This is a genomic window from Phyllobacterium sp. 628, assembly GCF_014189505.1.
Taxonomy (GTDB): domain Bacteria; phylum Pseudomonadota; class Alphaproteobacteria; order Rhizobiales; family Rhizobiaceae; genus Phyllobacterium.
The window spans coordinates 2,572,947-2,595,544 of sequence record NZ_CP050301.1 but is presented as its reverse complement, the minus strand read 5'-3'; the positions used below and the strand labels follow the sequence as shown (position 1 = coordinate 2,595,544).

Genomic DNA, 22,598 nt, shown 5'->3' with positions numbered 1-22,598 from the left:
GTTAAACCTGTCTGGTCATGCCTTAATCCGTGTGAGCGTTGATAGCCGAAATGATTTGACCCCAATCCTCGGGATGAATTTCATGACCACCACCCTCCAGACGGAGAAGCTCAGCGCCTTTAACGGTCTTTGCCAGTAATTCGCCGTGCCCGACCGGAAAGACCGGGTCGGACGTACCGTGGATGACGAGAAGAGGGGCGGTCAACTCACCCAGTTTTCCCTTCCACACATCGCCGCCCTTCAGCATGAAATGGTTGGTGGCGCTGACGAAGTTTTTAGCGCGCTCGACGTCGCGCTCCACAAGATTGCGGGCACTTACTTCATCGTAGGGGTGCGCAGTGCTGGCAATCATCCGTGTATCTCTCACGATGAAATCGATGACCTGAGCGTTGTCGCTCCAATCGACGCTCTCACCCGCTGCCGCATGCTCCATATAGATATCGCTGGTCTGCGCCAGATTGGAGGTATCAATGCCGACTGGCGTAGTGGAGATCAGCGTCAGCGTCCTCACCCGCGTCGGATGGGCCAGAGCAGCGATTTGAGCGATCATCCCACCCAGTGACATGCCAACCAGATGGACGCTGCCGATGCCGTAAGCATCGACCACGTGTATGGCGTCCTTGGCCATGTCGTCCATCGTATAGGGGGGCTGCCCGGCTCGTAAAACGTGGAAAGGCCGGTGTCACGGTTGTCGTACCGGATGACATAGTGGCCCTGTGCGGCGAGCTTTTGGCAAAATGCCTCCGGCCACCACAACATTGAAGCCATGGCACCCATAATAAGCAGAACTGGCTTGCCGGCCGGATCGCCAAAAGCCTGCGTGGCAATTTCCACGCCGTCAGTCATGATGATGCGTTCATTCATTTTGTGGTTCCTCGTAAAGGACGAAGTAACAAGAACTGCGGTGTATTTATTGCCACGCCCGGCGGTGCGGGTAAGGAAGATGGTTCCGGTTGGCTGCCATGGCTTCCGTCCATCTGCTTGCATTTAACAACCGGTTTTTATATTGCATAACTGATCTTGTTATGCAATCGGTTTCTTAAGGGGATCGAGTGATCGAGACAGAACCGGGTGAGGGTGGAGATGTTGGATCGTGCTGATTTTTATGACGCAGAATTAAAGCGTCACAATGCGCATTTACACGCGGCTGCCAATGTCGGGATACGTGATCGCGTGCTCGACATCGGTTGTGGGGCAGGACAAACCACGCGCGAGGCCGCCCGTGCTGCCGTGGAAGGTGACGCGATCGGCGTGGATACGTCCGCAGAGATACTTGAGGTTGCACGACAACGTTCCAGCCAAGCGGAGTTGCGAAATGTTGCGTTTGAGCTGGGAGACGCCCAGCGTCACGCGTTTCCCGCTGCCGGTTTCGATCTCTGCATCAGCCGGTTTGGCGTGATGTTCTTTGCTGATCCGGCGGCGGCGTTTGCCAATATCGCCCGCTCGATGCGTCCAGGCGCGCGCCTCGTTTGGATGGTGTGGCAGGACAAGGACCGCAACGAATGGTCTGGTGCCATTCAGCAAGCCTTGGCCCCGGGAACCGCAGGCTCCACAAATGCCCTAAATCCGTTTTCACTTGGCAATCCTATCGTCGCTACAGAACTTCTGAGCGCGGCAGGCTTTGTTTCGATCGATTTTATTGATGTGCGGGAACCGGTATTCTATGGGCCGAACGTCGATGCGGCGTTTAACTCACTCACTGAGCTCTATCTTGTGAAGGACGCCCTCGCGCGCACCGATGAAGCGCACGAAGGTGCATTGCAGCGGCTGCGTGATTTGCTGGAGGCGCATATGGCCACGGACGGCGTGCTGTTTGACTCGCGCGCGTGGATTATTACCGCTCAAAAGGGCCAGAGTATCTAGAAAGTTTTTGATTTGGTTGGTGAGCGCGCGGGGGTTCGAACCCCGGACCTACTGATTAAAAGTCAGTTGCTCTACCGGCTGAGCTACGCGCTCCCTTGCAAGGGAAACGCTTGGCGCTGCCCTCGGGATTGCGGCGGAACATAGGGATGAGTTCGCCATCGGTCAACAGCTATTGTGCAGAGTTTTTGCGACAATAAGCCTTGTTTTTGCCTGTTCCGCGATTTTTCTGATCGTTACATGCAATTTGCCAGTACAAAATATGTCTAAAAGTCGCCGAGAGGCAGATTTTAACCGGGAAGCTGGCGAAAAGGTGATTGGAATTTGCAAGAGATTCGGCCTATGGCACTCAAACCACGATTGAAATGCCACATAAGGAGCGCATATGGCGCTTGATGTTTCCTATCTGACCGCCGCCGGTGCTGGCGCGCTATCGTTCCTGTCTCCTTGCGTTCTGCCGCTCGTACCGCCTTATCTCTGCTATATGGCGGGCGTGACGGTCGAAGATTTCCGTTCGGATCAGCCTGCAGCGCGTGTTTCGCCGGTCAGGCAGGCGCTGCTGCTCTCATCCTTCTGCTTTGTGCTTGGGTTTTCGACAGTGTTTGTGCTGTTGGGGGCAGGCGCGTCGACCATTGGCGGCCTGCTGCGTATGTGGCAACAGGAAATTGCCATTGCAGCCGGTATTGTTATCATTCTGATGGGGTTGAATTTTCTCGGTGTGTTCCGGTTCGCTTTCCTGTCGCGCGAGGCGCGATTCCAGACCAAGGGCAAGCCGGCCAATCCGCTGGCCGCCTATGTGATGGGGCTAGCCTTCGCGTTTGGCTGGACGCCATGCATCGGCCCTGTCCTTGGACCGATTCTCGCGTTGGCCGGTGGCCGCGATACGGTGTCGGATGGCGCATTGCTGCTGGCGATCTATTCGCTCGGGCTCGGTATTCCGTTTATCATCGCTGCACTGTTTTCCGGTTATTTCATGCGTTTTCTCAGCCGCTTCCGCATGCATCTCGGCAAGGTGGAAAAGGTCATGGGCGGCTTGCTTGTCGTTACCGGTGTGCTGTTCCTGACCGGCGGCTTGCAGACATTCTCTTTCTGGCTGCTTGAAACATTTCCCATCCTTGGCCAACTCGGCTAAAGAAGCGGAAATTGTTCATGCATTGGCAACCGGGTTTATGCCACGATCTGGCGTAACACTGTACTTAGCCAAAACGGATCCGGAATTCTGACAATGACATCACGTACCTGCCTCTCGGTTATTCTTGCCGCCGGTGAGGGCACGCGCATGAAATCCGCGCTGCCGAAAGTCCTGCATCCGATTGCAGGTCTGCCCATCGTTGCGCATGTGGCCAAGGCTGTGCGTGACACGGGCGGCAACGATATCGCCCTTGTCGTTGGTCGCGGGGCGGATGCGGTACAGGCGGCGGTGCAGTCTGTGGTGTCGAATGTTTCGACCTATGAGCAGACAGAACGGCTTGGGACTGGCCATGCGGTGCTGGCGGCGCGCGATGCCATTGCGCGCGGTTATGATGATATTCTCGTTGTGTTCGGCGATACGCCGCTGATCGAATCCGCTGCGCTGGAACAGGCGAGAGCCAGGCTGGTTGGCGGCGCCGATGTGGTTGTGATGGGGTTCCGTCCCGCCGATCCGGCAGGATATGGCCGCCTCATCGAAAAGGACGGCAAGCTGCTCGCCATCCGTGAAGACAAGGATGCCAGTGAAACCGAGAAACAGATCGGTTTTTGCAATGCCGGCTTCATGGCTCTGCGCGGCGACAATGCATTGCAGCTGCTCGACAAAATCACCAACAAAAATGCCAAGGGCGAATATTATCTGACCGATGTGGTTGAGATTGCCAATGCGCTCGGCAAGTCTGTCATTGCCATCGAAATCGCTGTCGACAATGTGATCGGCATCAACACGCGCGTGGAACTCGCGGAGGCTGAAGCCATCTGGCAGAACCGCAAGCGCCGCGCCATGATGCTGGCGGGTGTGACGCTTCAAGCGCCGGAAACTGTGTTTTTTGCCCATGACACGCTGATCGAGGCAGATGTTATCTTGGAACCAAATATCGTTTTCGGCCCCGGCGTATCCATTGCGACTGGTGCCGTCATCCATGCTTTCTCGCATGTGGAAGGTGCAAAGGTCGGGCCCGGTGCCATGGTGGGCCCCTATGCGCGGCTGCGTCCGGGTGCAGATCTTGCGGCGAAGGCAAAGGTTGGCAATTTCGTTGAAGTGAAGAATGCCAGGATCGGTGCGGGCGCCAAGGTCAACCACCTGACCTATCTCGGCGATGCAACCGTTGGCGCTGACGCCAATATCGGGGCTGGAGCGATCACCTGTAATTATGACGGATATAATAAGTGGCGGACCGAAATTGGAGCCGGGGCTTTCATCGGGTCCAATTCCTCACTGGTTGCTCCTGTATCGGTCGGCGACAATGCCTATGTGGCTTCCGGCAGTGTGATCACTGAAAATGTGCCTGCCGATGCTCTGGCTTTGGGCCGGGCGCATCAGGTGACCAAGGAAGGGCGGGCGACACAATTGCGGGCCCGCTATATCGCGCTGAAGCAAGCCAAGAAGGCGGAATAGACCTTCCATACTTCATGCAAGAGACTGAAACGTAATTTGACTTCCTGCCGGGACTATTTGCCCCTAGGCAGGAGGAAATCGAGACCTTGAGCCATCGGAGCTTTGTATGTGCGGAATTGTAGGAATTATCGGACGTGAACAGGTAGCACCATTGCTGGTGGATGCCCTGAAGCGCCTTGAATATCGTGGTTATGATTCTGCAGGGGTTGCAACACTGGAGAAGGGTGTGCTTGACCGCCGCCGCGCCGAGGGCAAGCTGGTCAATCTTGACAACCTGTTAAAGGATCAACCACTCGCTGGAACGATAGGCATCGGTCATACACGTTGGGCCACGCACGGCGCACCGACCGTCCGCAATGCCCATCCGCATACGACACCGCGCCTTGCCGTCATCCACAATGGCATTATCGAGAACTTTGCCGAACTGCGCAGCATGCTGGAAAAAGACGGCTACGTGTTCGAGACTGAAACCGACACGGAAACGGTTGCCCATCTGGTCACACGGGCTTTGGATCGGGGACTTTCGCCTGTAGAAGCGGTCCGCCAGACTTTGCCGGAACTGCGCGGTGCCTTTGCCATTGCGATCATGTTCAAGGGCGAGGACGATTTGCTGATAGCAGCCCGCAACGGTCCGCCGCTCGCCGTTGGTTATGGTGATGGCGAGATGTATCTCGGCTCGGACGCCATTGCGCTTGCACCCTTTACCGACCGTTTGTCCTATCTCGAAGATGGCGATTGGGCCGTTCTCACGCGTAATAGTGTTGTGATCTATGACGAAACCGGTGCTGTCGTGCAGCGCCGTATTGAGAAGTCAGCGGGCGCAGCCTTTCTCGTCAGCAAAGGCAACCGCCGGCATTTCATGGAAAAGGAAATTCATGAACAGCCGGAGGTTATTTCGCACACACTGGCCAATTACCTCGATTTCTCCAAAGGCGTTATTCGCGCCGGCGCAACAACCATTGATTTTGCCAATATCGACCGGATCGCAGCTTCCGCTTGCGGTACTGCATACTATGCCGGACTGATCGGTAAATACTGGTTCGAGCAGATCGCCCGGCTTCCCGTCGATATCGATGTGGCTTCGGAATTCCGCTATCGCGAAATGCCTCTATCGAAGGACAGCCTTGCGCTGTTCGTGTCGCAGTCGGGTGAAACCGCCGATACGCTGGCATCGCTGCGCTATTGCAAGCAGCAGGGCCTGAAAATCGGCTGCGTGGTCAATGTCAAGGAATCGACGATGGCCCGCGAGTCGGACACGATTTTCCCGACACTGGCTGGTCCGGAAGTCGGCGTCGCCTCGACAAAGGCATTTACCTGCCAGTTGTCTGTGCTTGCCTCACTGGCTGTCACCGCAGGCAAAGCGCGCGGTACAATCTCCGAGGAAGATGAGCGCCGCCTGGTGCATGAGCTTTCGGAAATTCCGCGCTATGCCACGCAAGCCTTGAAGCTGGAACAGCAGATGGAAGCGATCAGCCGTGATCTGTCGCAGGTCAAACATGCGCTGTATCTTGGCCGTGGCACCAGCTTCCCGCTGGCGCTAGAAGGCGCGCTGAAGCTCAAGGAAATTTCCTATATTCATGCGGAAGGCTACGCGGCTGGCGAGTTGAAGCATGGGCCGATTGCGCTGATTGATGAAGCCATGCCGGTGATCGTCATCGCACCCTATGACCGCTGGTTTGATAAGACTGTCTCGAACATGCAGGAAGTGGCAGCGCGCGGTGGCAAGATCATCCTGATCACCGATGCACGCGGCGCCGCTGCCAGCACGTTGAAGACCATGCACACGGTCATCCTGCCTGACATGCCCGAAATCATCACGCCGATCATTTACGCGCTGCCAATCCAGATGCTGGCCTATTACACGGCTGTGTTCATGGGCACGGACGTGGATCAGCCACGCAATCTGGCGAAGTCGGTTACCGTCGAATAAGCCTATCCGGCGCGAAGAAGCCGCACGGCTTCATCGCGCTCGAACAGATAAAGTAGGACGCGCAAGGCTTCGCCGCGCGCGCTCTGCAATTCCGGGTCACGCCCGAGGATATAACGTGCGTCCTTGCGGGCAATTTCCAGAAGGTCCTGATGGGCTTCGATGCTGGCAAGACGGAAACCGGGTGTACCGGACTGGCGCGTACCCAGAAGTTCGCCTTCACCGCGCAGTTTCAAATCTTCCTCGGCGATGCGGAAACCATCTTCGGTCTCGCGCATGATCTCAAGACGAGCCCGTGCCACTTCACCCAATGGTCCCTTGTAGAGCAGCAGACAGGTTGATGGCTTGTCGCCACGTCCGACGCGCCCACGCAACTGGTGCAGTTGGGCAAGGCCGAAGCGCTCGGCATGTTCTATGACGATGATCGTGGCATCCGGGACGTCAACACCCACTTCAACAACCGTCGTCGCTACGAGAAGACGGGTTTCGCCATTCTTGAACGCCAGCATGGCCGCGTCTTTTTCCGGCCCGGTCATGCGTCCATGCACCAGCCCGATCTTGTTACCTAACAATGGCTCCAAGGACTGAAAGCGCTCTTCGGCGGAAACCAGATCGACCAGTTCAGATTCCTCCACCAGCGGACAAATCCAGTAAATCTTCTGGCCGTCAGCTATGGCGCGGCGCATGCGGTCAACCAATTCGCTTAGGCGCTCCATCGGCAAAATCGCTGTGGTGATCGGCCTGCGGCCCGCAGGCTTTTCCGTGAGTTTCGATACATCCATGTCGCCAAAGGCGGTCAGAACCAGCGTGCGCGGGATGGGCGTTGCGGTCATGACAAGCATATCGGGGGCTGTCCCTTTGGATGTCAGCAACAGACGCTGATGCACACCGAAGCGGTGCTGTTCATCAATGATGACAAACACGAGATCGTGGTAGCTGACCTTTTCCTGAAACAGCGCATGGGTGCCGATAATGATGTGAATGGCGCCGGTGCGCAGCCCTTCGAGAATGTCTTCACGCTCGCGACCTTTTTCGCGGCCTGTCAGCAGGGCTGCGCGCAGACCGGCCTTTGCTGCGAGAGGTGCAATGGTGGCATAGTGCTGGCGGGCCAGAACTTCGGTCGGAACCATCAGTGCAGATTGCCCGCCTGATTCTGCCGCATGGGCCATGGCGAGCAGGCCAACAACTGTTTTACCGGAGCCGACGTCGCCTTGCAGCAGCCGCAGCATCCGTTCAGGTTCACGCAGATCGGCAATAATTTCCTTGATTGCCTGCTGCTGACTGCCCGTCAGGGAATAAGGCAATGCGGCAATGATCTTGGCTTTGAGACTGCCATTGCCTTCCAGCTTGCGACCGGAAAGCCGCCGGGTTTTCAGGCGTACGAGTGCCAAGGCCAGCTGACCAGCAAGAAACTCGTCATAGGCAAGGCGTTGCCGTGCCGGATGATCCAGCGCAATGTCAGAAGGGTCTTGCGGCCTGTGCAGCGTTTCCAGCGCTTGCCGGTGTGTCGGAAAAGCATGTTTTACCAGCACAGGCTCTTCGATCCATTCCGGCATTTCAGGGGCGCGGGCAAGCGCCTCCTGCACGCCGCGTGCCAGAACCTTTGGCGAAAGACCTGCTGTCAAGGGATAGACCGGCTCGACCAGCGGCAGGGACGCCGCATCGGCAATGCTGGCGATGTGATCCGGATGAACCATTGTGGGGCGGCCATTGAACCATTCCATGCGGCCGGAAACGATAACCGTTTCACCGACGGGCAGGGCATTTTCGAGCCAGGCCTTTTTGGCGTGAAAGAAGGTGAGCCCTATCTCACCGGTATCGTCATGGGCAAAAACTCGGTGCGGGACGTTGCTGCGCCCGCTTGGCGCCGGCAAATGCCGGTCGACTCGCACTTCCAGCGTCACAATGGCACCTTCCGGCGCATAGGCAATTCCCGGGCGGTTGCGCCGGTCGATCACGCTGTTTGGCGGCAGATAGACGAGATTACCGACGCGCGGTTCGGTTCCGGGTGGCTGTGTTCCCAGCAATGTTGCAAGCAGACCCGTCACTTTGGGCCCGATGCCGGGAAGTGATCGAACAGACGCAAAAAGGGGATCAAGCAATGATGGACGCATTCCTTAGGTTTAACGCGTTCAAAATGCGTTGCAAGGCTGACAGCGGCGTCAATGCACGCTATACCCAGCCGCAACCATACGGCCTCCCATTCAGCTGGGGCCTTTCATGCTATTCCAAGGAGACTGTCCATGACCGGAAGCAGTCGTTCAACGGCCGATCTGCCGCCAAGACAGCGCAAAATCCTTTTCCGTTCGTGGCATCGCGGCATGCGCGAGATGGATCTGATTCTGGGTCAGTTTGCCGATGCGCATATTGAAAGCTTGTCGGAAACGGAACTGGACCAATATGAAGAGCTGATGGAAGCGCTTGACCGCGACCTGTTGAAATGGGTCACGGGCGAGGCTGAAGTTCCCGCCGAATTCAACACGCCGATCTTTCACAGGATCGTTGCATCCCGAAACACAATGAAATTCTGATTTGAAATGACCGCCTTTTCCAAACTCGGACTGAAACCGGATATCAATGGTCACGTCGTTATTGATGGCGTGGTGGATGGCTACGAAGGCTTTGCCTTGGCCAAGGTTGTTGCCGAGGCGGGTGCGGGCGGTCCTGTGCTGTTTATTGCCAGCGATGGCCAGCGTGTTGCCGATATCGAACAAGTGCTGAATTTCGTCCAGCCGGATCTTCCCGTTTTGCAATTGCCGGGATGGGATTGCCTGCCCTATGACCGGGTCTCGCCGGGTTCTGATACGGCGGCGCGGCGGCTGGCGGCATTGGCCGGGCTTGCATCGCTCCGTGATCAAAAGCATCCGGGTGTCATCCTCGCAACGGCCAATGCGGTGCTGCAAAAGCTTCCACCGCGCAAGGTGCTGGCCGAACAGCTGTTCATGGCCAAGCCCGGCAATCGAATTGACATGAATGCGCTGGTGCAACGCCTTGAAAATAATGGATTTGAGCGCGTTTCAACAGTTCGCGATGTCGGTGAATATGCTGTTCGCGGCGGCATCCTTGATCTTTTCGCACCGGGGGCTGAAGAGCCACTGCGACTGGACTTTTTCGGCGATAATCTCGAATCCATTCGTACTTTTGATGCGGCGTCGCAGCGCACGTCCAGTCAAAAGACCGAATTCTCCATGCAGCCGATGAGTGAAATCACGCTCTCGCCGGAAATGATCAGCCGGTTCCGCTCGCAATATGTGCAGAAGTTTGGCGCACCATCGCGCAATGACGCGCTCTATCAGGCAATTTCGGAAGGGCGCCGTTTTGCCGGTATGGAGCACTGGCTGCCATTGTTTTACGAGCGCATGGAAACGTTATTTGATCATGCGGGCAATATGCCTGTTATTTTCGATCATCTGGCACATGAAGCCATGGCGGAACGCCATAAAATGGTGGTCGACCACTACGAAGCGCGTAAAAAGCAGTCAGATGGAACTGAACCGGGCGAATCTGTGCCCTACAAACCGGTTGAGCCGGGCTCACTGTATTTGTCGCCTGCGGAAGTCGAGGAAGCTGCGATCTCATCCGGAATGCGCGTGGATTTTTCGCCATTTGATGCGCCATTCGCAACCGGACGTTCGGTTCTCCACGCCGGCGCACATCGCGGCCGGACCTTTGTCGAAGAACGCACCGCAAAAGATGCCAATGTTTTTGATGCGGTGGTCAAGCACATTGCCGACGAGCGTGCAGCGGGCAAGAAAGTACTGCTCGCAGCCTGGAGCGAAGGCTCGCGCGACCGGCTCGTGCAGGTTCTGAATGAGCACGGGCTGGAAAAGATCGAACTCGTCAACGATCTGCGGACCGTGAAGGCGCTGGCGCGTGACAAGATCATGGCCGGTATTCTGGCGCTGGAAACCGGATTTGATGCGGGTGACCTCGTGGTCATCGCGGAACAGGACATTCTTGGCGACCGCCTGATCCGCCGTTCCAAGCGACGCAAGCGCGATCAGGATTTCATCAGCGAAGTTGCTGCATTGAATGCAGGCGATATTGTCGTGCACGTCGACCACGGTATCGGCCGCTTCATCGGCCTGCGGACCATCACGGCGGCCGGTGCGCCGCATGACTGTCTTGAAATCCACTATGCGGGCGATGACCGTCTGTTTTTGCCGGTGGAAAATATCGAGCTTTTATCACGGTTTGGCTCGGAAAGTTCAACCGCCGTGTTGGACAAGCTCGGCGGCGGTGCGTGGCAGGCCCGCAAAGCCAAGCTGAAGAAGCGCCTGCTGGAAATTGCCGGACACCTGATCCGCATTGCAGCGGAGCGGCAAATGCGCGGAGCGCCCGTTCTGACGCCGCCTGACGGACTCTATGGCGAATTCGCTGCGCGTTTCCCCTATGAGGAGACAGAGGATCAGGACCGCGCCATCGAAGCGGTCATCGATGATTTGTCCCTCGGTAAGCCGATGGACCGCCTGATTTGCGGCGATGTGGGCTTTGGCAAGACGGAAGTTGCGCTGCGTGCGGCTTTCGTGGCGGCGCTGAATGGCGTTCAGGTAGCGGTTGTCGTACCAACCACATTGCTATCCCGGCAGCATTTCAAGACATTCTCGACGCGGTTTCAGGGGCTGCCCGTCAATGTGGCACAAGCTTCGCGTCTGGTTGGTGCCAAGGAACTGGCCGAGAACAAGAAGGGCATTGCCGAAGGACAAATCGATATTGTCGTTGGCACCCATGCACTCCTCGGGCAGGGCATTACTTTCAAGAATCTGGGCCTGCTGATTATCGATGAAGAGCAGCATTTCGGCGTCAAGCATAAGGAACGGTTGAAAGACCTGAAATCTGACGTGCATGTGCTGACCCTGTCGGCCACGCCGATCCCGCGCACATTGCAATTGGCCCTGACTGGCGTTCGTGAATTGTCACTGATCACCACGCCGCCAGTTGATCGCATGGCGGTACGCACATTCGTTTCTCCTTTCGATCCGCTTGTGATCCGCGAAACCCTGTTGCGCGAGCGCTATCGCGGTGGCCAGAGTTTTTACGTCTGTCCGCGCATTTCGGACTTGGGTGAGATCAAGGAGTTCCTTGATACGCAGGTGCCGGAGCTCAAAGTGGCCATTGCCCATGGTCAGATGCCGCCCGGTGAGCTCGATGACATTATGAACGCGTTCTACGATGGGCAGTATGACGTGCTGTTGTCGACGACCATTGTTGAATCCGGACTCGACATTCCGACGGCCAACACACTGATCATCCACCGTGCTGATATGTTTGGTCTGGCACAGCTATACCAGCTGCGCGGCCGGGTGGGACGGTCGAAGCAGCGGGCTTTTGCCCTGTTCACATTGCCGGCCAACAAGATGTTGACGCAGATGGCGGATCGCAGGCTTAAGGTCCTCCAATCATTGGATACACTTGGCGCGGGTTTCCAGCTGGCAAGCCATGACATGGACATTCGCGGCGCGGGTAATCTGCTGGGTGAGGAACAATCCGGGCACATCAAAGAGGTTGGTTTCGAGCTCTACCAGCAGATGCTGGAAGAGGCTGTTTCCGAGATCAAGGGCACATGCGAAGTGGATGACGGCCACTGGTCGCCGCAGATCGCCGTGGGTACAGCCGTGATGATTCCGGAAACCTATGTGCCGGATCTGCAGTTGCGGCTTGGTCTCTATCGCCGCCTGGCTGATCTGGAAGAGTTGCAGGATATCGATGGTTTTGGTGCGGAACTTATCGACCGGTTCGGTCCGCTGCCGGATGAAGTCCAGCATCTGCTCAAGATCGTCTACATCAAGGCGCTATGCCGCCGTGCGAATGTGGACAAGCTCGATGCAGGACCGAAGGGCATCGTCATCCAGTTCCGCAACAAGACGTTCAACAATCCGGCCGCTCTGGTGAAGTTGATTGGAGAGCAGGGCTCGATGGCGAAGATCCGCCCGGATCAAAGCATCGTCTTCGTACGGGATTGGCCAACGGCGGAGAAACGCCTGAACGGTGCAGCTGTTGTGATGACGCAGCTGGCAAAGCTGGCCGCCGCATAGCGGCCAGTTCAGGATCTAGATCAGGTTGGACCGGGCTCGAAACCATCTGCGGTCTGGCGGATGGCATCGGCCAGCGCGTCGGCTGACTGGGCACCCATAACAGCGTATTTCTGATCGAGAATGAAGCATGGTACGCCGCGCACGCCAATCTGGTTGGCAGTGTCGATCTCCTGACGCACGCCAACGCTGTCCGCGTCGGTCGGCAGCAGGCTCGCCACAATGGCGCCGTCCATCCCTGCTTCTTCGGCAGCCTCAATCAGTACCTGATGGTCGCCGATATTCTTGCCCTGTTCGAAATAGTAGGAAAACAGGATACCGACGATACGGTCCTGCACATCGGGACCCGCTTGGGAGCCCCACCGGATAATGCGATGCGCATCCAGTGTATTGGGCGCGATTTCGATAGCTTCGAAATCGAATTCGATGCCTTCTTCCTTACCAAGTTCAATCAATTGCTGATGAACCTCAAAAATTCGGTCTGAATTGCCGAATTTCTCGGTCATGTACTTGTTGCGGTCCTTGCCTTGGCGCGGAAGAGTCGGGTCCAATTGATAGGGTCGCCAGTTCACGGTCACATCCAGCTCAGGATTGAGCGCGAGGGCGCGTTCAAGCCGCTTGCGTCCGACAAAACACCACGGGCACACAACATCCGACACCACATCGATCGTGAATTTCTTCTCGGTCATGATTTCAACCTATCGTTTGTCCGACCACCAGGTGGAAAGCTGGTAGCCAATGAGGGACGTTTTGTCCGGATGTTTCAGATAAGCCCAATGGGCAATCCATTGCTCAGGCTGGTAGTAAATGGGAACCATATAATGGCCGGAGATCAACACCCTGTCGAGGGCGCGAACAATGCTGGTGAATTCTTCCGGTTGGCGCGCTGCGAGCATCTTGTCGATAAGTGTATCCACTGCAGGGTCGGCGACGCCGGCATAGTTGAAGCTCCCTTCGATGTCCTTCGATTGGCTGCCCCAGCGGGCATATTGCTCATATCCCGGTGAGAGCGTGCCCAAATAGGCGCCGAGAATGACGTCATAATCAAAGGTCTGCAGGCGTTTCTGATATTGGGCATCATCAACGGTGCGGACTGTCACGCCAATGCCAAGGCGTTCCAACGTCCGTTTATAGGCGATACCCAGACGTTCTTCCGCCACGGAGCGCGTCAAAATCTCGAAATTGAGGGGATTACCCTTTGGATCGAGCATCTGCTCGTCCTTGATCGAGTAACCACGGCTGATCAACAGATCGTAAGCGCGTTTCATCTCCTTGCGGTCGCGGCCCGAACCATCGGTTGAAGCGGGCTCGTAGGTCCCATCCATGACTTCAGGAAGAACAGCATCGGGGAACTGCGCGAGAATGGCGCGTTCCGTAGCATCTGCAGCTATTCCAAGAGCTGACAAGTCCGAACCCTGCCAATAGCTGCCAAGTCGTTGATAGCGCCCGGCATAAAGATTGCGATTGGTCCATTCGAAATCAAACATCAGAGCCAGCGCTTCGCGCACAGTCCTGTCCTTGAATTCGTCACGGCGCGTATTGAAGGTAAAACCATAGAAGTTCGAAGGTGATTTGGTTTTGAATGTCTCTTTGACTACACGGCCATCATTAAATGCCGGAAAGCCATAGGAGGATGCCCATTTATTGGGATCGCCCTCGGCGAAAACGTCAAAGACACCTTTCTTGAAGGCCTCGAACTGCGCCTGCAGATTGCGGAAATATTCGACACTGATCGTGTCGTAATTGTTGAAACCGCGACGGCTCGGCAAATCTGCGGCCCAATAATTCGGATCGCGCTTGAAAACGATGCGCTGTCCCGGTTGCACCTGAGATACGACATAAGGACCGCTTCCAATCGGAATATTGAGTGGTGACCGGTCAAAATTTTCGGCATCGACGGCGTGTTTGGGCAAAACCGGCATGAGCGCAAGGACCAGCGGAAACTCGCGGTTTGCCTGATCGTTGAATGTGATGCGCACACCATGCTCGCCGACCTTCTCTATCTTGGAGATCAGTTTCATGCGCGTATTAAAAGGTGGGCGACCCTTTTGTGTCAGGATGTCAAAGGTGAATATGACATCGTCCGGTGTCACCGATTGACCATCCGACCATTTTGCCTTGGGGTTGAGGGTAAATTCCACCCAGGTACGGTCAGCGTCGGTCTCGACCTTTTCAGCGAGCAGCCCATACATTGTAAATGGCTCGTCTGCACTGCGCTGCATCAATGACTCATACACAAGATTGCCGAATTCCGGATCGCCAAACATGCCACGAGCATAGGTACGCATGCTTTTAACGAGAAACGGATTCAGACTGTCAAACGTACCGACCACGCCGTAGGTGATCGCGCCGCCTTTCGGTGCGTCGGGATTCACATAGGGGAAGTACTGATAATCTGCGGGCAGGGCGGGTTCGCCGCGCATGGCGATTCCATGTTTTGGCTCGGCAATGGCACCACTCGTTACAAAACAAGTGACGGCCAGCAGCGCCAGAATCTGGAAACTTTTCTTCAGCATCGTTTCAACCTTGCCTTCCCTTGGCAGCATTTCACCTTGATTCGCCCACAAGATTACCATCTCGTGACGATTCTACGGCCTAAGGGGTGTAATCACGTTCGTGAAATCGCAACAGAGGTAAAAGTAGTCTGGATTTGCATTAACATGCAGTGTAACACGGCGTTCGAGACGAAGGGTCACTCTGTTGCCTTATTTGGTAACCAAGCCAGATAGAACAATTCTGAGTGATTAAGATACACTTCGGATAAGTGCGCTGAAAGGAACCAGTTGACCATGTCCAACCCGAAGACATTCGCTGCAACCGCATCTATTGCGGGTGCAATTGCATTACTCGCCGCCGCGGCAGTACCAGCATCAGCCCAGCAGCAGAGAACGCCGCAGGGTTGGTTCAAGGTTTGCTCCAAGCAGGAAGAAAACGATATCTGCAACACGCAGAATATTGTTACGGCTGATAGCGGCCAGCTGCTGACAGCGGTCAACCTCATAGAAATCAAAGGCAAGGTAAATCGCAAGATTTTCCAGGTCTCCGTCCCGACTGGCCGTCTGATCCCTCCGGGTGTTGGTCTGCAGATTAATGGCGGCAAGGTTCAGAAGATCGATTTCGCCATTTGCTTCCCGGATCGCTGCATCTCGGAAGTTGCCATGTCTGACGAACTGGTTGCATCCTTCAAAAAGGGTGCCCAGCTGACACTGACCTCGGTTAACTTCCAGAACAAGCCAAACCCGATCACGGTCGCTTTGACCGGCTTCAGCCAGGCTTTTGACGGCCCGGGCCTGCAGCAGTCGGAAATCGAAGATCGCCAGAAGACACTTCAGGAAGAAGTCCAGAAGCGTCAGAAGGAATTCGAAGACAAGATGAAAGCCGAGCAGGCGAAAGCCAAGTCCGGCAACTAATCGGATTGTGGACAAAGAAAAAGGGACGCTTCAGCGTCCCTTTTTTATTGCTGCAAATCAGTTGATATGCGGGCTCTTCACCCGGTAGACGCCGTTTTGCGGCTTTTCGAACATGTCCTTGATCTGGGGATGGCGTAGTGGCACACCCGTCGTGTCAGGAACAAGGTTCTGTTCCGAGACATAGGCCACATATTCACTATCGGCATTTTCAGCAAAGAGATGGTAAAAGGGCTGGTCTCTGCGGGGCCGGATATCTTCCGGGATGGACTGGTACCATTCCTCGGTATTGTTGAATTCAGGATCGACGTCGAAAATAACGCCGCGAAAAGCGAATATCCGGTGGCTTACCACCTGACCGATCTGAAATTTTGCGTGGCGTATTTGTTTCATCATCACCAATCATTATAGATATCAGAGACATACCTGTCTCTATCAATTCGTGCGGCCACTTCTGGCATCAAGCCATGTCCGGACGCGTTCCAATGGTCAAAGCTCGTCATGCTCAGTGTCTTCAACCTTGTTCTTCCGTTCTTCGGCCTGATCTTTCTGGGATTCATTGTTGCAAGGATTAGCCGGCAGCCGCTTGAAGCCTTGGGATGGATGAATGTTTTCATTGTCTATGTGGCGTTGCCCGCATTGTTTTTCCAGATCCTCTCAAAAACACCCGTCGCCGAACTGAAGCAATGGGCATTTATCATCGGATGCACTGCATCAACATTTTGTGTTTTTCTGGCGATGTTCCTGATTGCCTATGTCAGGACCCGCAAGATTGACGAAAGCACCATTCAGGGGTTGGCGGCTGCCTATGGCAATATCGGCTATATGGGCCCGGGACTGGCCATCATGGCCTTTGGCGCGCCAGCTGCTGTTCCGGTCGCCTTGATCTTCTGTTTTGATAACACGCTGCACTTCGTTATGGCGCCGTTGATGATGGCGCTTTCAGGCAAGGAAAAACGGCGGCCGCATGAGCTGGTGGCGAGTGTTCTGGGCAAGATATTCCTGCATCCATTCATCATTGCGACCATTCTCGGCGTTGCTGCGGCGATTGCTGGTTTCGAGCCGCCAGCGTCCATCGACAAGCTGATAGACCTTCTTGCGAAGGCCGCCGCGCCATGCGCATTGTTTGCTATGGGTGTGACACTAGCCTTACGTCCGTTGAAACGTGTGCCGCCGGAGCTTTATCTCATCGTACCGATCAAGCTGATTTTTCAGCCTTTGCTGATTTATGGCTTCTTGCGCCTTGCCGGTGATTTCCCGCCTGTCTGGATTTATACCGCAATGCTGCTGGCGGCGTTGCCAACGGCCACCAACGTTTTTGTCATTGCGCAGCAATATGGGGTCTGGGTGGAACGTGCATCGAGCAGTATTCTGGCTACGACCCTGTTCTCAGTGGTGACATTGACCTTGTGGCTCTATGTCATGACACATGGGCTAATACCGCTTTGAGAGTAGCATCAGCCGACATGACAATGAGCGCGACACATCTGGAGTATGATTGCTGATCGATCCCAAGGAATTCATCCGGGCGAACATGCCCGTCCTGCCTGTTCCATCGCTTCCGGAAATTGTTCTTCATAGCGCAACACCGGCGAGCGGGCTTCGCCGTCTTATCGCCTCGGATGATAATCCTGATCCGGAGCCGCCGTACTGGGCTTATCATTGGGCTGGAGGCGCGGTTCTTGCGCGTTACTTCCTTGATCATCCTGCGGTTGTGAGAGGCAAGCGTGTGCTGGATCTTGGTTCCGGTTCGGGAGTGGTTGGCATTGCAGCGGCAAAGGCCGGAGCCATCCTCGTTATAGCGGCGGATACAGATCAAAACGCCGGTGTTGCACAACAACTCAATGCTTCACTGAATGGTGTCCGTATGACGTCGATACACGCTGATCTGACGACTGGTCCCGCACTCGACGCAGATATTATCGCTGTCGGTGATCTGTTTTATGCGCCTGATCTTGCGGAACGTGTCCTTGGCTTTCTTGATCGCTCTCTGGTGGCAGGAAGCATGGTTCTGATCGGCGATCCCGGCAGGGCATATCTCCCGAACGACCGGCTCCAGTGCATTGCCGAATATGCTGTGCCGGATTTCGGACAGGTGAGAGATGCCACCGTGAACGCAAGTGTGTTCGCGCTGATTTAAGGCAATCCAGTAACAATCGGTATGCCGATATGGGCTGTTTCGTCGCAGCGGGGCTTTCTCCGGCGCTACTTGTACGATAACGCGTTCTGTAGTTTATTAGTTGCAAATGATTTGCAATTGCGATGAGAGGGTAGTTCATGGATTCCTTGCGGCAGGCAGCCGATACCGATGAAGGCTGGCGGCGCGAACGCGGCGATGCATCGCTTTCCGATGTGCATCGTTCCATTGCCGTAAGAACGGCGGGGCCGGGATGGCGCAGGGCTGCAGCCTTTGTCGGACCGGGATATCTGGTTGCCGTTGGCTATATGGATCCGGGAAACTGGGCGACGTCGCTCGCTGGCGGGTCGAAATTCGGCTACACGCTTCTGGTCGTTGCGCTGATCTCCAACCTCATGGCCGTCGTGTTGCAGGCGCTTTGCGCCCGTCTGGCTATCGGCTCGGGCAGGGACCTTGCGCAGGCCTGCCGGGACGCTTTTCCAAGACCGGTTGCTTACACACTATGGTTCATGGCGGAAGTGGCTATCATTGCCACAGATATTGCCGAGGTTATCGGTACAGCGATCGGCCTTAATCTGATCTTTGGCATACCGCTGGAGATTGGCGTTCTGATCACGGCTCTGGATGTTTTCCTGATCCTTTACCTGCAGAAATTGGGTTTCCGCTGGGTTGAGGCATTGATCATTACCCTGCTTGGCGTGATCGCTCTTTGCTTCGGCATCCAGATCTTTCTGGCCGATCCTGATTGGGCGGCTGTGATCAAGGGATTTGCCCCGACAACTGAAATCGTCACGAATCCGGAAATGCTTTATCTGGCACTGGGTATTCTCGGCGCGACCGTCATGCCGCATAATCTTTACTTGCATTCCGGCATCATCCAGACCCGCGACTACGGTCATACCGTACCGGAAAAGCGGCAGGCATTGAAATATGCGACGTGGGATTCAACAATTGCGCTGACATTTGCACTCTTGATCAATGCCGCCATCCTTATTCTGGCTGCCGCAACCTTCAATAAAACGGGCCAGACAGAAGTTGCGGAACTGGGCCAGGCACATTCGCTGCTTGCTCCATTGCTGGGCTGGGCATTCGCGCCGACACTGTTCGGTATCGCCTTGCTGTGCTGCGGTGTGAATTCGACCGTCACCGCGACCTTGGCTGGTCAGATCGTGATGGAAGGCTTTCTGAAGATGAAGCTGGCACCGTGGCTGCGCCGGTTGATTACGCGAGCCATTGCTATCGTTCCCGCCGTCATCGTAACGATCTGGTACGGCGACAGCGGAACGGCCAAGCTTCTGATCCTGACACAGGTCGTGCTCAGCCTTCAGTTGTCCTTTGCCGTGTTCCCGCTCGTTATCTTTACCGCCAGTAAGACAAAGATGGGTGCTTTGGTTTCGCCAAAATGGCTGACCGCTCTTGCCATGTTCATTGCTGTGGTGATTGCAGTGCTCAACATCAAGCTGCTGATGGACTTCGTTCTCGTCTAAACTCGATCAGCCTCCCGGCGCGGCCAGCGAAAGCCGCTGCCGGGGCGCAGACCTTCGCGCATGACAAAGCTGCGCAGGGGCGAGAATACGCGCAAAAGCTCAAGCCCGCCGCTGCGCACCATCTGTACCGGCAGGAAATCCGACAGCAAGGATCTGTTCAATGCGTCGACGGCGCCAGTGCGGGCAATAATATCCGGGCTGCGCTTGCGATTATAGGTCGAGATGATCTGGGCCGAGCCAAGATCGGTCTCATCAGCGGGAAGCGTTTCCAGTAGTATTTCCACGTCGCGAACACCCAGATTGAGGCCCTGCGCGCCAATGGGCGGAAAAACATGGGCAGATTCGCCTGCAAGAAAGACCCTGTTTCGGGCAAAGGATGTGGGCACAAGGCCTGACAGCGGCCAGCCCTGCGGCGCCACGTCCACGGTGACGGCGCCAAGCATGGATTGCATACGCTCTTCAACCCGGTTTGCGAGCTGTTCAAGGCTCAATTCAAGCAATTCGGCGGCGTGAGCGGGTGTGGTGACCCAGACAAGGCTGGAGCGCTTTCCTGCAAGCGGCACAATCGTGAAAGGTCCGTACTCCGTATGAAATTCCGTTGAAATATCATGATGTTCGCGTGTATGGCTAAAGCTCAGGACAATGGCTGTTTGGTTATATTGCCATGTGCGGGCTGAGATCCCTGCAGCTTCGCGGGCAAGCGACGAGCGCCCGTCGGCGGCAATCACGATATTGGCGCTGAACATTGAGCCATCGCTGGCTTCCACCGCCATGGCAGCTTCCACGGAATGGTAGCGCATTGCGGAAGCCGCGACATGCCGGACGGATGATTGTTTCAGCGCTTCATTGAGTACGGAGGTCAGCGTCGCGTTGTAAATATTGTAGCCGAAGGCTGGTTCATCGATTTCGCTGGCCTCGAATGTCACGGCGGGGCTGCGAACCAGACGGTTGGTTCCATCGAGAATGCGCATCGAATGGATCGGTGCGGCGTGGGGTTCGATCTTGTCCCATAGGCCAATGCGTTGCAGAAAACGGATTGCCGGCATCATGAGAGCTGTTGTGCGTCTATCGGAGCCATCCGGAACGACACCCAGGCTGATAACGTTGTCAAAGCTTTGGCCAAGGGCGATGGCTGCGATCAAACCGACGTGTCCAGTACCTGCAACAACAATCGGGTCCGTTCGTGTGCTGGTCATCATCTATCTCCGCTTTCTGGCTTTCAACAGCTTATATCAACATCATTGCTTGCGCTTTGAGCCATTTTCAAGAAAAGCTGCTCGCAAATCGTTCGTCATGCATAATATAGCGGCGAACGAAATGATTATCATGCAGCAGATTGGCGCGGACCGTGAAAAAACCAACTTTGCCTAGGGGTGTTAAGCCCAAAAAAGTAACGGCACCCCAAGCCAAGGCATTCTCCGTTCATTTGTTGACAGCCTCAGGTTCTTTCCTGGCATTTCTGTCAGTGGTTGCGGCCAGCGAGCAAAGCTGGACGGCCATGTTCTGGTGGCTGGGGCTGGCGCTATTTGTCGATGGTATCGACGGCCCGATCGCCCGTAAGCTCGAAGTCAAATATGTGTTGCCGAACTGGTCCGGCGAACTGCTCGATAACATCATCGACTATATGACTTATGTGCTTATCCCGGCTTTTGCGCTGTATCAGCGCGGGTTTATGGGCGAAGGATTATCGTTTCTGGCTGCGGCGATCATCGTTGTGTCAAGCGCGATTTACTATGCCGATACGGGCATGAAGACGAAGGAAAACTTCTTCAAAGGCTTTCCGGTTGTCTGGAACATGCTGGTTTTCACATTGTTTATCGTCAAGCCGGGCGAATGGGTGGCATTCGCCATTGTTCTTGCCGCAGCAATAGTTTCGTTTCTGCCGATTTATTTCCTGCATCCAGTACGGGTGCAGCGCCTGCGGCCATTGAACCTCACGATCTTTTTCCTTTGGTGTGCCTTCGGAATCGTTTCATTGTACCAGCATCTCGACTCGCCGCTGTGGCTGCGTGTTGGTATTTCGGTCACCGGTATCTATCTGTTTCTGATCGGTGCAGTGATGCAGGCGTTTCCCAATCTCGGACGTACGGAGAAGGCATAATGGTCAAAGCGGTTCGTATCCATCAGACAGGTGGCCCGGAAGTTCTTACCTATGAGGAAATCGATATCGGTGCTCCGGGTCCAGGTGAGGTAAGGGTACGCAACGAAGCCATTGGCCTTAATTTTATCGACGTTTATTATCGCACCGGACTTTATCCGGCTCCAGGCGGTTTGCCGCTGATTCCGGGTAATGAAGGGGCGGGAATTGTTGTCGCCGTCGGATCAGGTGTGACCGACTGGAAGGCGGGCGACCGCGTCGCTTACGTCAATCCAATTGGCGCTTACGCGGAAGAACGCATCATGCCTGCCGATCGTCTTGTCAGGGTTCCCGATGCAATTTCGCTGCAGCTTGCCGGTTCGATGATGCTGAAGGGTATGACCGCGTATTATCTGCTGCGCGAAACATTCCCGGTCAAAAAAGGCGACACAATCCTGTTTCACGCTGCCGCGGGCGGTGTCGGCCAGATTGCCGGCCAATGGGCCAAGCATCTGGGTGCGACCGTCATCGGCACTGCGGGCTCGCCAGAAAAGGTCAAGCTGGCTCTCGAAAATGGCTTTGACCATGTCATCAACTATCGCACAGAGGATTTTGTCGACCGGGTCAAGGAAATCACCGGCGGCAAGGGCGTTGACGTTGTCTATGATTCTGTCGGCAAGGATACATTTGACGGCTCGCTCGACTGTTTGCGCCCGCGCGGTATGATTGTCTGCTTTGGTCAGTCCTCTGGCCCGGTTGCACCGTTTGATCTTGGCATCCTTTCGCGCAAGGGTGCGCTGTATCTGACCCGTCCCACCCTGTTTGTGTATGTCGCTGCGCGTGCGGCGCTGGAAAATGCTGCCCGCGAGCTTTTTGCGCAGGTGGAAAGCGGTGCCGTGCGCATTGATATCGGCCAGACCTATGCGCTCAAGGATGTTGCAACGGCCCATCGTGATCTTGAAGCGCGCAAAACAACGGGTACCACGGTGCTTATTCCTTAAGCCGTTGAAAGAGATGCTTGAATAATGTGCGCAAAAGGCCGCAACCGCCGGTTTTGCACTTCCCAAATTGATACTGCCCGACA

Annotated in this window: 17 protein-coding genes, 1 tRNA gene and 1 pseudogene; 12 read left to right on the top strand and 7 right to left on the bottom strand. The window is 55.6% G+C overall.

Features of this window, described 5'->3' with window-relative positions:
- Positions 1-22 precede the first annotated feature (22 nt).
- Positions 23-864 (bottom strand): annotated as a pseudogene (locus HB779_RS14325) (alpha/beta fold hydrolase).
- Positions 865-1,083: 219 nt separating this feature from the next.
- Here HB779_RS14325 and HB779_RS14320 point away from each other — a divergent pair.
- Positions 1,084-1,863 (top strand): class I SAM-dependent methyltransferase, encoded by a 780-nt coding sequence (locus tag HB779_RS14320; RefSeq protein WP_188345937.1) that lies wholly within the window; start codon positions 1,084-1,086, stop codon positions 1,861-1,863.
- Positions 1,864-1,880: 17 nt separating this feature from the next.
- Here the strand turns inward: HB779_RS14320 and HB779_RS14315 are convergent.
- A tRNA-Lys gene (locus tag HB779_RS14315) sits at positions 1,881-1,956 on the bottom strand.
- A gap of 289 nt (positions 1,957-2,245) precedes the next feature.
- Between HB779_RS14315 and HB779_RS14310 the strand changes: the two genes are divergently transcribed.
- The 3 genes from HB779_RS14310 (at position 2,246) to glmS (ending at position 6,377) form a co-directional block, all read left to right on the top strand.
- Positions 2,246-2,992, top strand: a complete 747-nt coding sequence (locus HB779_RS14310) for a cytochrome c biogenesis CcdA family protein (protein WP_188343015.1) — start codon at positions 2,246-2,248, stop codon at positions 2,990-2,992.
- Positions 2,993-3,085: 93 nt separating this feature from the next.
- A complete protein-coding gene (gene glmU, locus HB779_RS14305) occupies positions 3,086-4,447 on the top strand; it encodes a bifunctional UDP-N-acetylglucosamine diphosphorylase/glucosamine-1-phosphate N-acetyltransferase GlmU (RefSeq protein WP_188343014.1) in 1,362 nt (453 codons plus the stop codon).
- A 106-nt stretch (positions 4,448-4,553) separates the two neighbouring features.
- On the top strand, positions 4,554-6,377 hold the full coding sequence (glmS, locus tag HB779_RS14300; protein WP_188343013.1) for a glutamine--fructose-6-phosphate transaminase (isomerizing): 1,824 nt from the start codon (positions 4,554-4,556) through the stop codon (positions 6,375-6,377).
- A gap of 2 nt (positions 6,378-6,379) precedes the next feature.
- On the opposite strand, the gene recG is transcribed toward glmS, so the two are convergent.
- Positions 6,380-8,488 carry an ATP-dependent DNA helicase RecG gene (gene recG / locus HB779_RS14295; protein ID WP_188343012.1) on the bottom strand — a complete coding sequence of 703 codons (2,109 nt, stop codon included), beginning with the start codon at positions 8,486-8,488 and terminating at the stop codon, positions 6,380-6,382.
- 129 nt (positions 8,489-8,617) lie between these two features.
- Between recG and HB779_RS14290 the strand changes: the two genes are divergently transcribed.
- Together HB779_RS14290 and mfd are read left to right on the top strand one after the other, a co-directional pair.
- Positions 8,618-8,905: a succinate dehydrogenase assembly factor 2 gene (locus tag HB779_RS14290; RefSeq protein WP_188343011.1), complete on the top strand. Its 288-nt coding sequence runs from the start codon at positions 8,618-8,620 to the stop codon at positions 8,903-8,905.
- 6 nt (positions 8,906-8,911) lie between these two features.
- Complete coding sequence (mfd, locus tag HB779_RS14285; protein WP_188343010.1) at positions 8,912-12,409, top strand: transcription-repair coupling factor; 3,498 nt, start codon at positions 8,912-8,914, stop codon at positions 12,407-12,409.
- Between the two features lie 20 nt (positions 12,410-12,429).
- On the opposite strand, the gene HB779_RS14280 is transcribed toward mfd, so the two are convergent.
- Positions 12,430-13,095 carry a DsbA family oxidoreductase gene (locus HB779_RS14280; protein ID WP_188343009.1) on the bottom strand — a complete coding sequence of 222 codons (666 nt, stop codon included), beginning with the start codon at positions 13,093-13,095 and terminating at the stop codon, positions 12,430-12,432.
- 9 nt (positions 13,096-13,104) lie between these two features.
- Positions 13,105-14,829: an ABC transporter substrate-binding protein gene (locus HB779_RS14275; protein WP_371823929.1), complete on the bottom strand. Its 1,725-nt coding sequence runs from the start codon at positions 14,827-14,829 to the stop codon at positions 13,105-13,107.
- Between the two features lie 366 nt (positions 14,830-15,195).
- On the opposite strand from HB779_RS14275, the gene HB779_RS14270 reads away from it, so the two are divergent.
- Positions 15,196-15,816 carry an invasion associated locus B family protein gene (locus HB779_RS14270; protein ID WP_188343008.1) on the top strand — a complete coding sequence of 207 codons (621 nt, stop codon included), beginning with the start codon at positions 15,196-15,198 and terminating at the stop codon, positions 15,814-15,816.
- Between the two features lie 57 nt (positions 15,817-15,873).
- Here the strand turns inward: HB779_RS14270 and hspQ are convergent, their stop codons facing one another.
- Positions 15,874-16,212: a heat shock protein HspQ gene (gene hspQ, locus HB779_RS14265; RefSeq protein ID WP_188343007.1), complete on the bottom strand. Its 339-nt coding sequence runs from the start codon at positions 16,210-16,212 to the stop codon at positions 15,874-15,876.
- 102 nt (positions 16,213-16,314) lie between these two features.
- On the opposite strand from hspQ, the gene HB779_RS14260 reads away from it, so the two are divergent.
- The 3 genes from HB779_RS14260 (at position 16,315) to HB779_RS14250 (ending at position 19,437) form a co-directional block, all read left to right on the top strand.
- Positions 16,315-17,262 carry an AEC family transporter gene (locus tag HB779_RS14260; protein WP_188343006.1) on the top strand — a complete coding sequence of 316 codons (948 nt, stop codon included), beginning with the start codon at positions 16,315-16,317 and terminating at the stop codon, positions 17,260-17,262.
- A gap of 49 nt (positions 17,263-17,311) precedes the next feature.
- On the top strand, positions 17,312-17,953 hold the full coding sequence (locus tag HB779_RS14255) for a methyltransferase (RefSeq protein ID WP_244642372.1): 642 nt from the start codon (positions 17,312-17,314) through the stop codon (positions 17,951-17,953).
- Positions 17,954-18,090: 137 nt separating this feature from the next.
- Positions 18,091-19,437 (top strand): Nramp family divalent metal transporter, encoded by a 1,347-nt coding sequence (locus tag HB779_RS14250; protein ID WP_188343005.1) that lies wholly within the window; start codon positions 18,091-18,093, stop codon positions 19,435-19,437.
- On the opposite strand, the gene HB779_RS14245 is transcribed toward HB779_RS14250, so the two are convergent.
- Entirely contained in the window at positions 19,434-20,633 is a 1,200-nt protein-coding gene (locus tag HB779_RS14245) for a UbiH/UbiF family hydroxylase (RefSeq protein WP_188343004.1), read from the bottom strand. The two genes, HB779_RS14250 and HB779_RS14245, sit on opposite strands and share 4 nt — an antisense overlap.
- 152 nt (positions 20,634-20,785) lie before the next feature.
- Here HB779_RS14245 and pcsA point away from each other — a divergent pair, with 152 nt between their 5' ends.
- Positions 20,786-21,538 (top strand): phosphatidylcholine synthase, encoded by a 753-nt coding sequence (pcsA, locus tag HB779_RS14240; protein ID WP_188343003.1) that lies wholly within the window; start codon positions 20,786-20,788, stop codon positions 21,536-21,538.
- Positions 21,538-22,515 carry a quinone oxidoreductase gene (locus HB779_RS14235; protein WP_188343002.1) on the top strand — a complete coding sequence of 326 codons (978 nt, stop codon included), beginning with the start codon at positions 21,538-21,540 and terminating at the stop codon, positions 22,513-22,515. Before pcsA ends, HB779_RS14235 begins: the two co-directional genes overlap by 1 nt.
- Positions 22,516-22,598 lie beyond the last annotated feature (83 nt).

Bases quoted from the DNA above. Each gene is read 5' to 3' on its own strand.
- HB779_RS14245 (WP_188343004.1), bottom strand. From the start codon at position 20,633: ATGACCAGCACACGAACGGACCCGATTGTTGTTGCAGGTACTGGACAC.
- HB779_RS14290 (WP_188343011.1), top strand. From the start codon at position 8,618: ATGACCGGAAGCAGTCGTTCAACGGCCGATCTGCCGCCAAGACAGCGC.
- HB779_RS14250 (WP_188343005.1), top strand. From the start codon at position 18,091: ATGGATTCCTTGCGGCAGGCAGCCGATACCGATGAAGGCTGGCGGCGC.
- HB779_RS14260 (WP_188343006.1), top strand. From the start codon at position 16,315: ATGCTCAGTGTCTTCAACCTTGTTCTTCCGTTCTTCGGCCTGATCTTT.
- HB779_RS14320 (WP_188345937.1), top strand. From the start codon at position 1,084: ATGTTGGATCGTGCTGATTTTTATGACGCAGAATTAAAGCGTCACAAT.
- glmU (WP_188343014.1), top strand. From the start codon at position 3,086: ATGACATCACGTACCTGCCTCTCGGTTATTCTTGCCGCCGGTGAGGGC.
- HB779_RS14275 (WP_371823929.1), bottom strand. From the start codon at position 14,829: ATGCGCGGCGAACCCGCCCTGCCCGCAGATTATCAGTACTTCCCCTAT.
- recG (WP_188343012.1), bottom strand. From the start codon at position 8,488: ATGCGTCCATCATTGCTTGATCCCCTTTTTGCGTCTGTTCGATCACTT.
- HB779_RS14280 (WP_188343009.1), bottom strand. From the start codon at position 13,095: ATGACCGAGAAGAAATTCACGATCGATGTGGTGTCGGATGTTGTGTGC.
- mfd (WP_188343010.1), top strand. From the start codon at position 8,912: ATGACCGCCTTTTCCAAACTCGGACTGAAACCGGATATCAATGGTCAC.
- glmS (WP_188343013.1), top strand. From the start codon at position 4,554: ATGTGCGGAATTGTAGGAATTATCGGACGTGAACAGGTAGCACCATTG.
- HB779_RS14270 (WP_188343008.1), top strand. From the start codon at position 15,196: ATGTCCAACCCGAAGACATTCGCTGCAACCGCATCTATTGCGGGTGCA.
- HB779_RS14310 (WP_188343015.1), top strand. From the start codon at position 2,246: ATGGCGCTTGATGTTTCCTATCTGACCGCCGCCGGTGCTGGCGCGCTA.
- HB779_RS14235 (WP_188343002.1), top strand. From the start codon at position 21,538: ATGGTCAAAGCGGTTCGTATCCATCAGACAGGTGGCCCGGAAGTTCTT.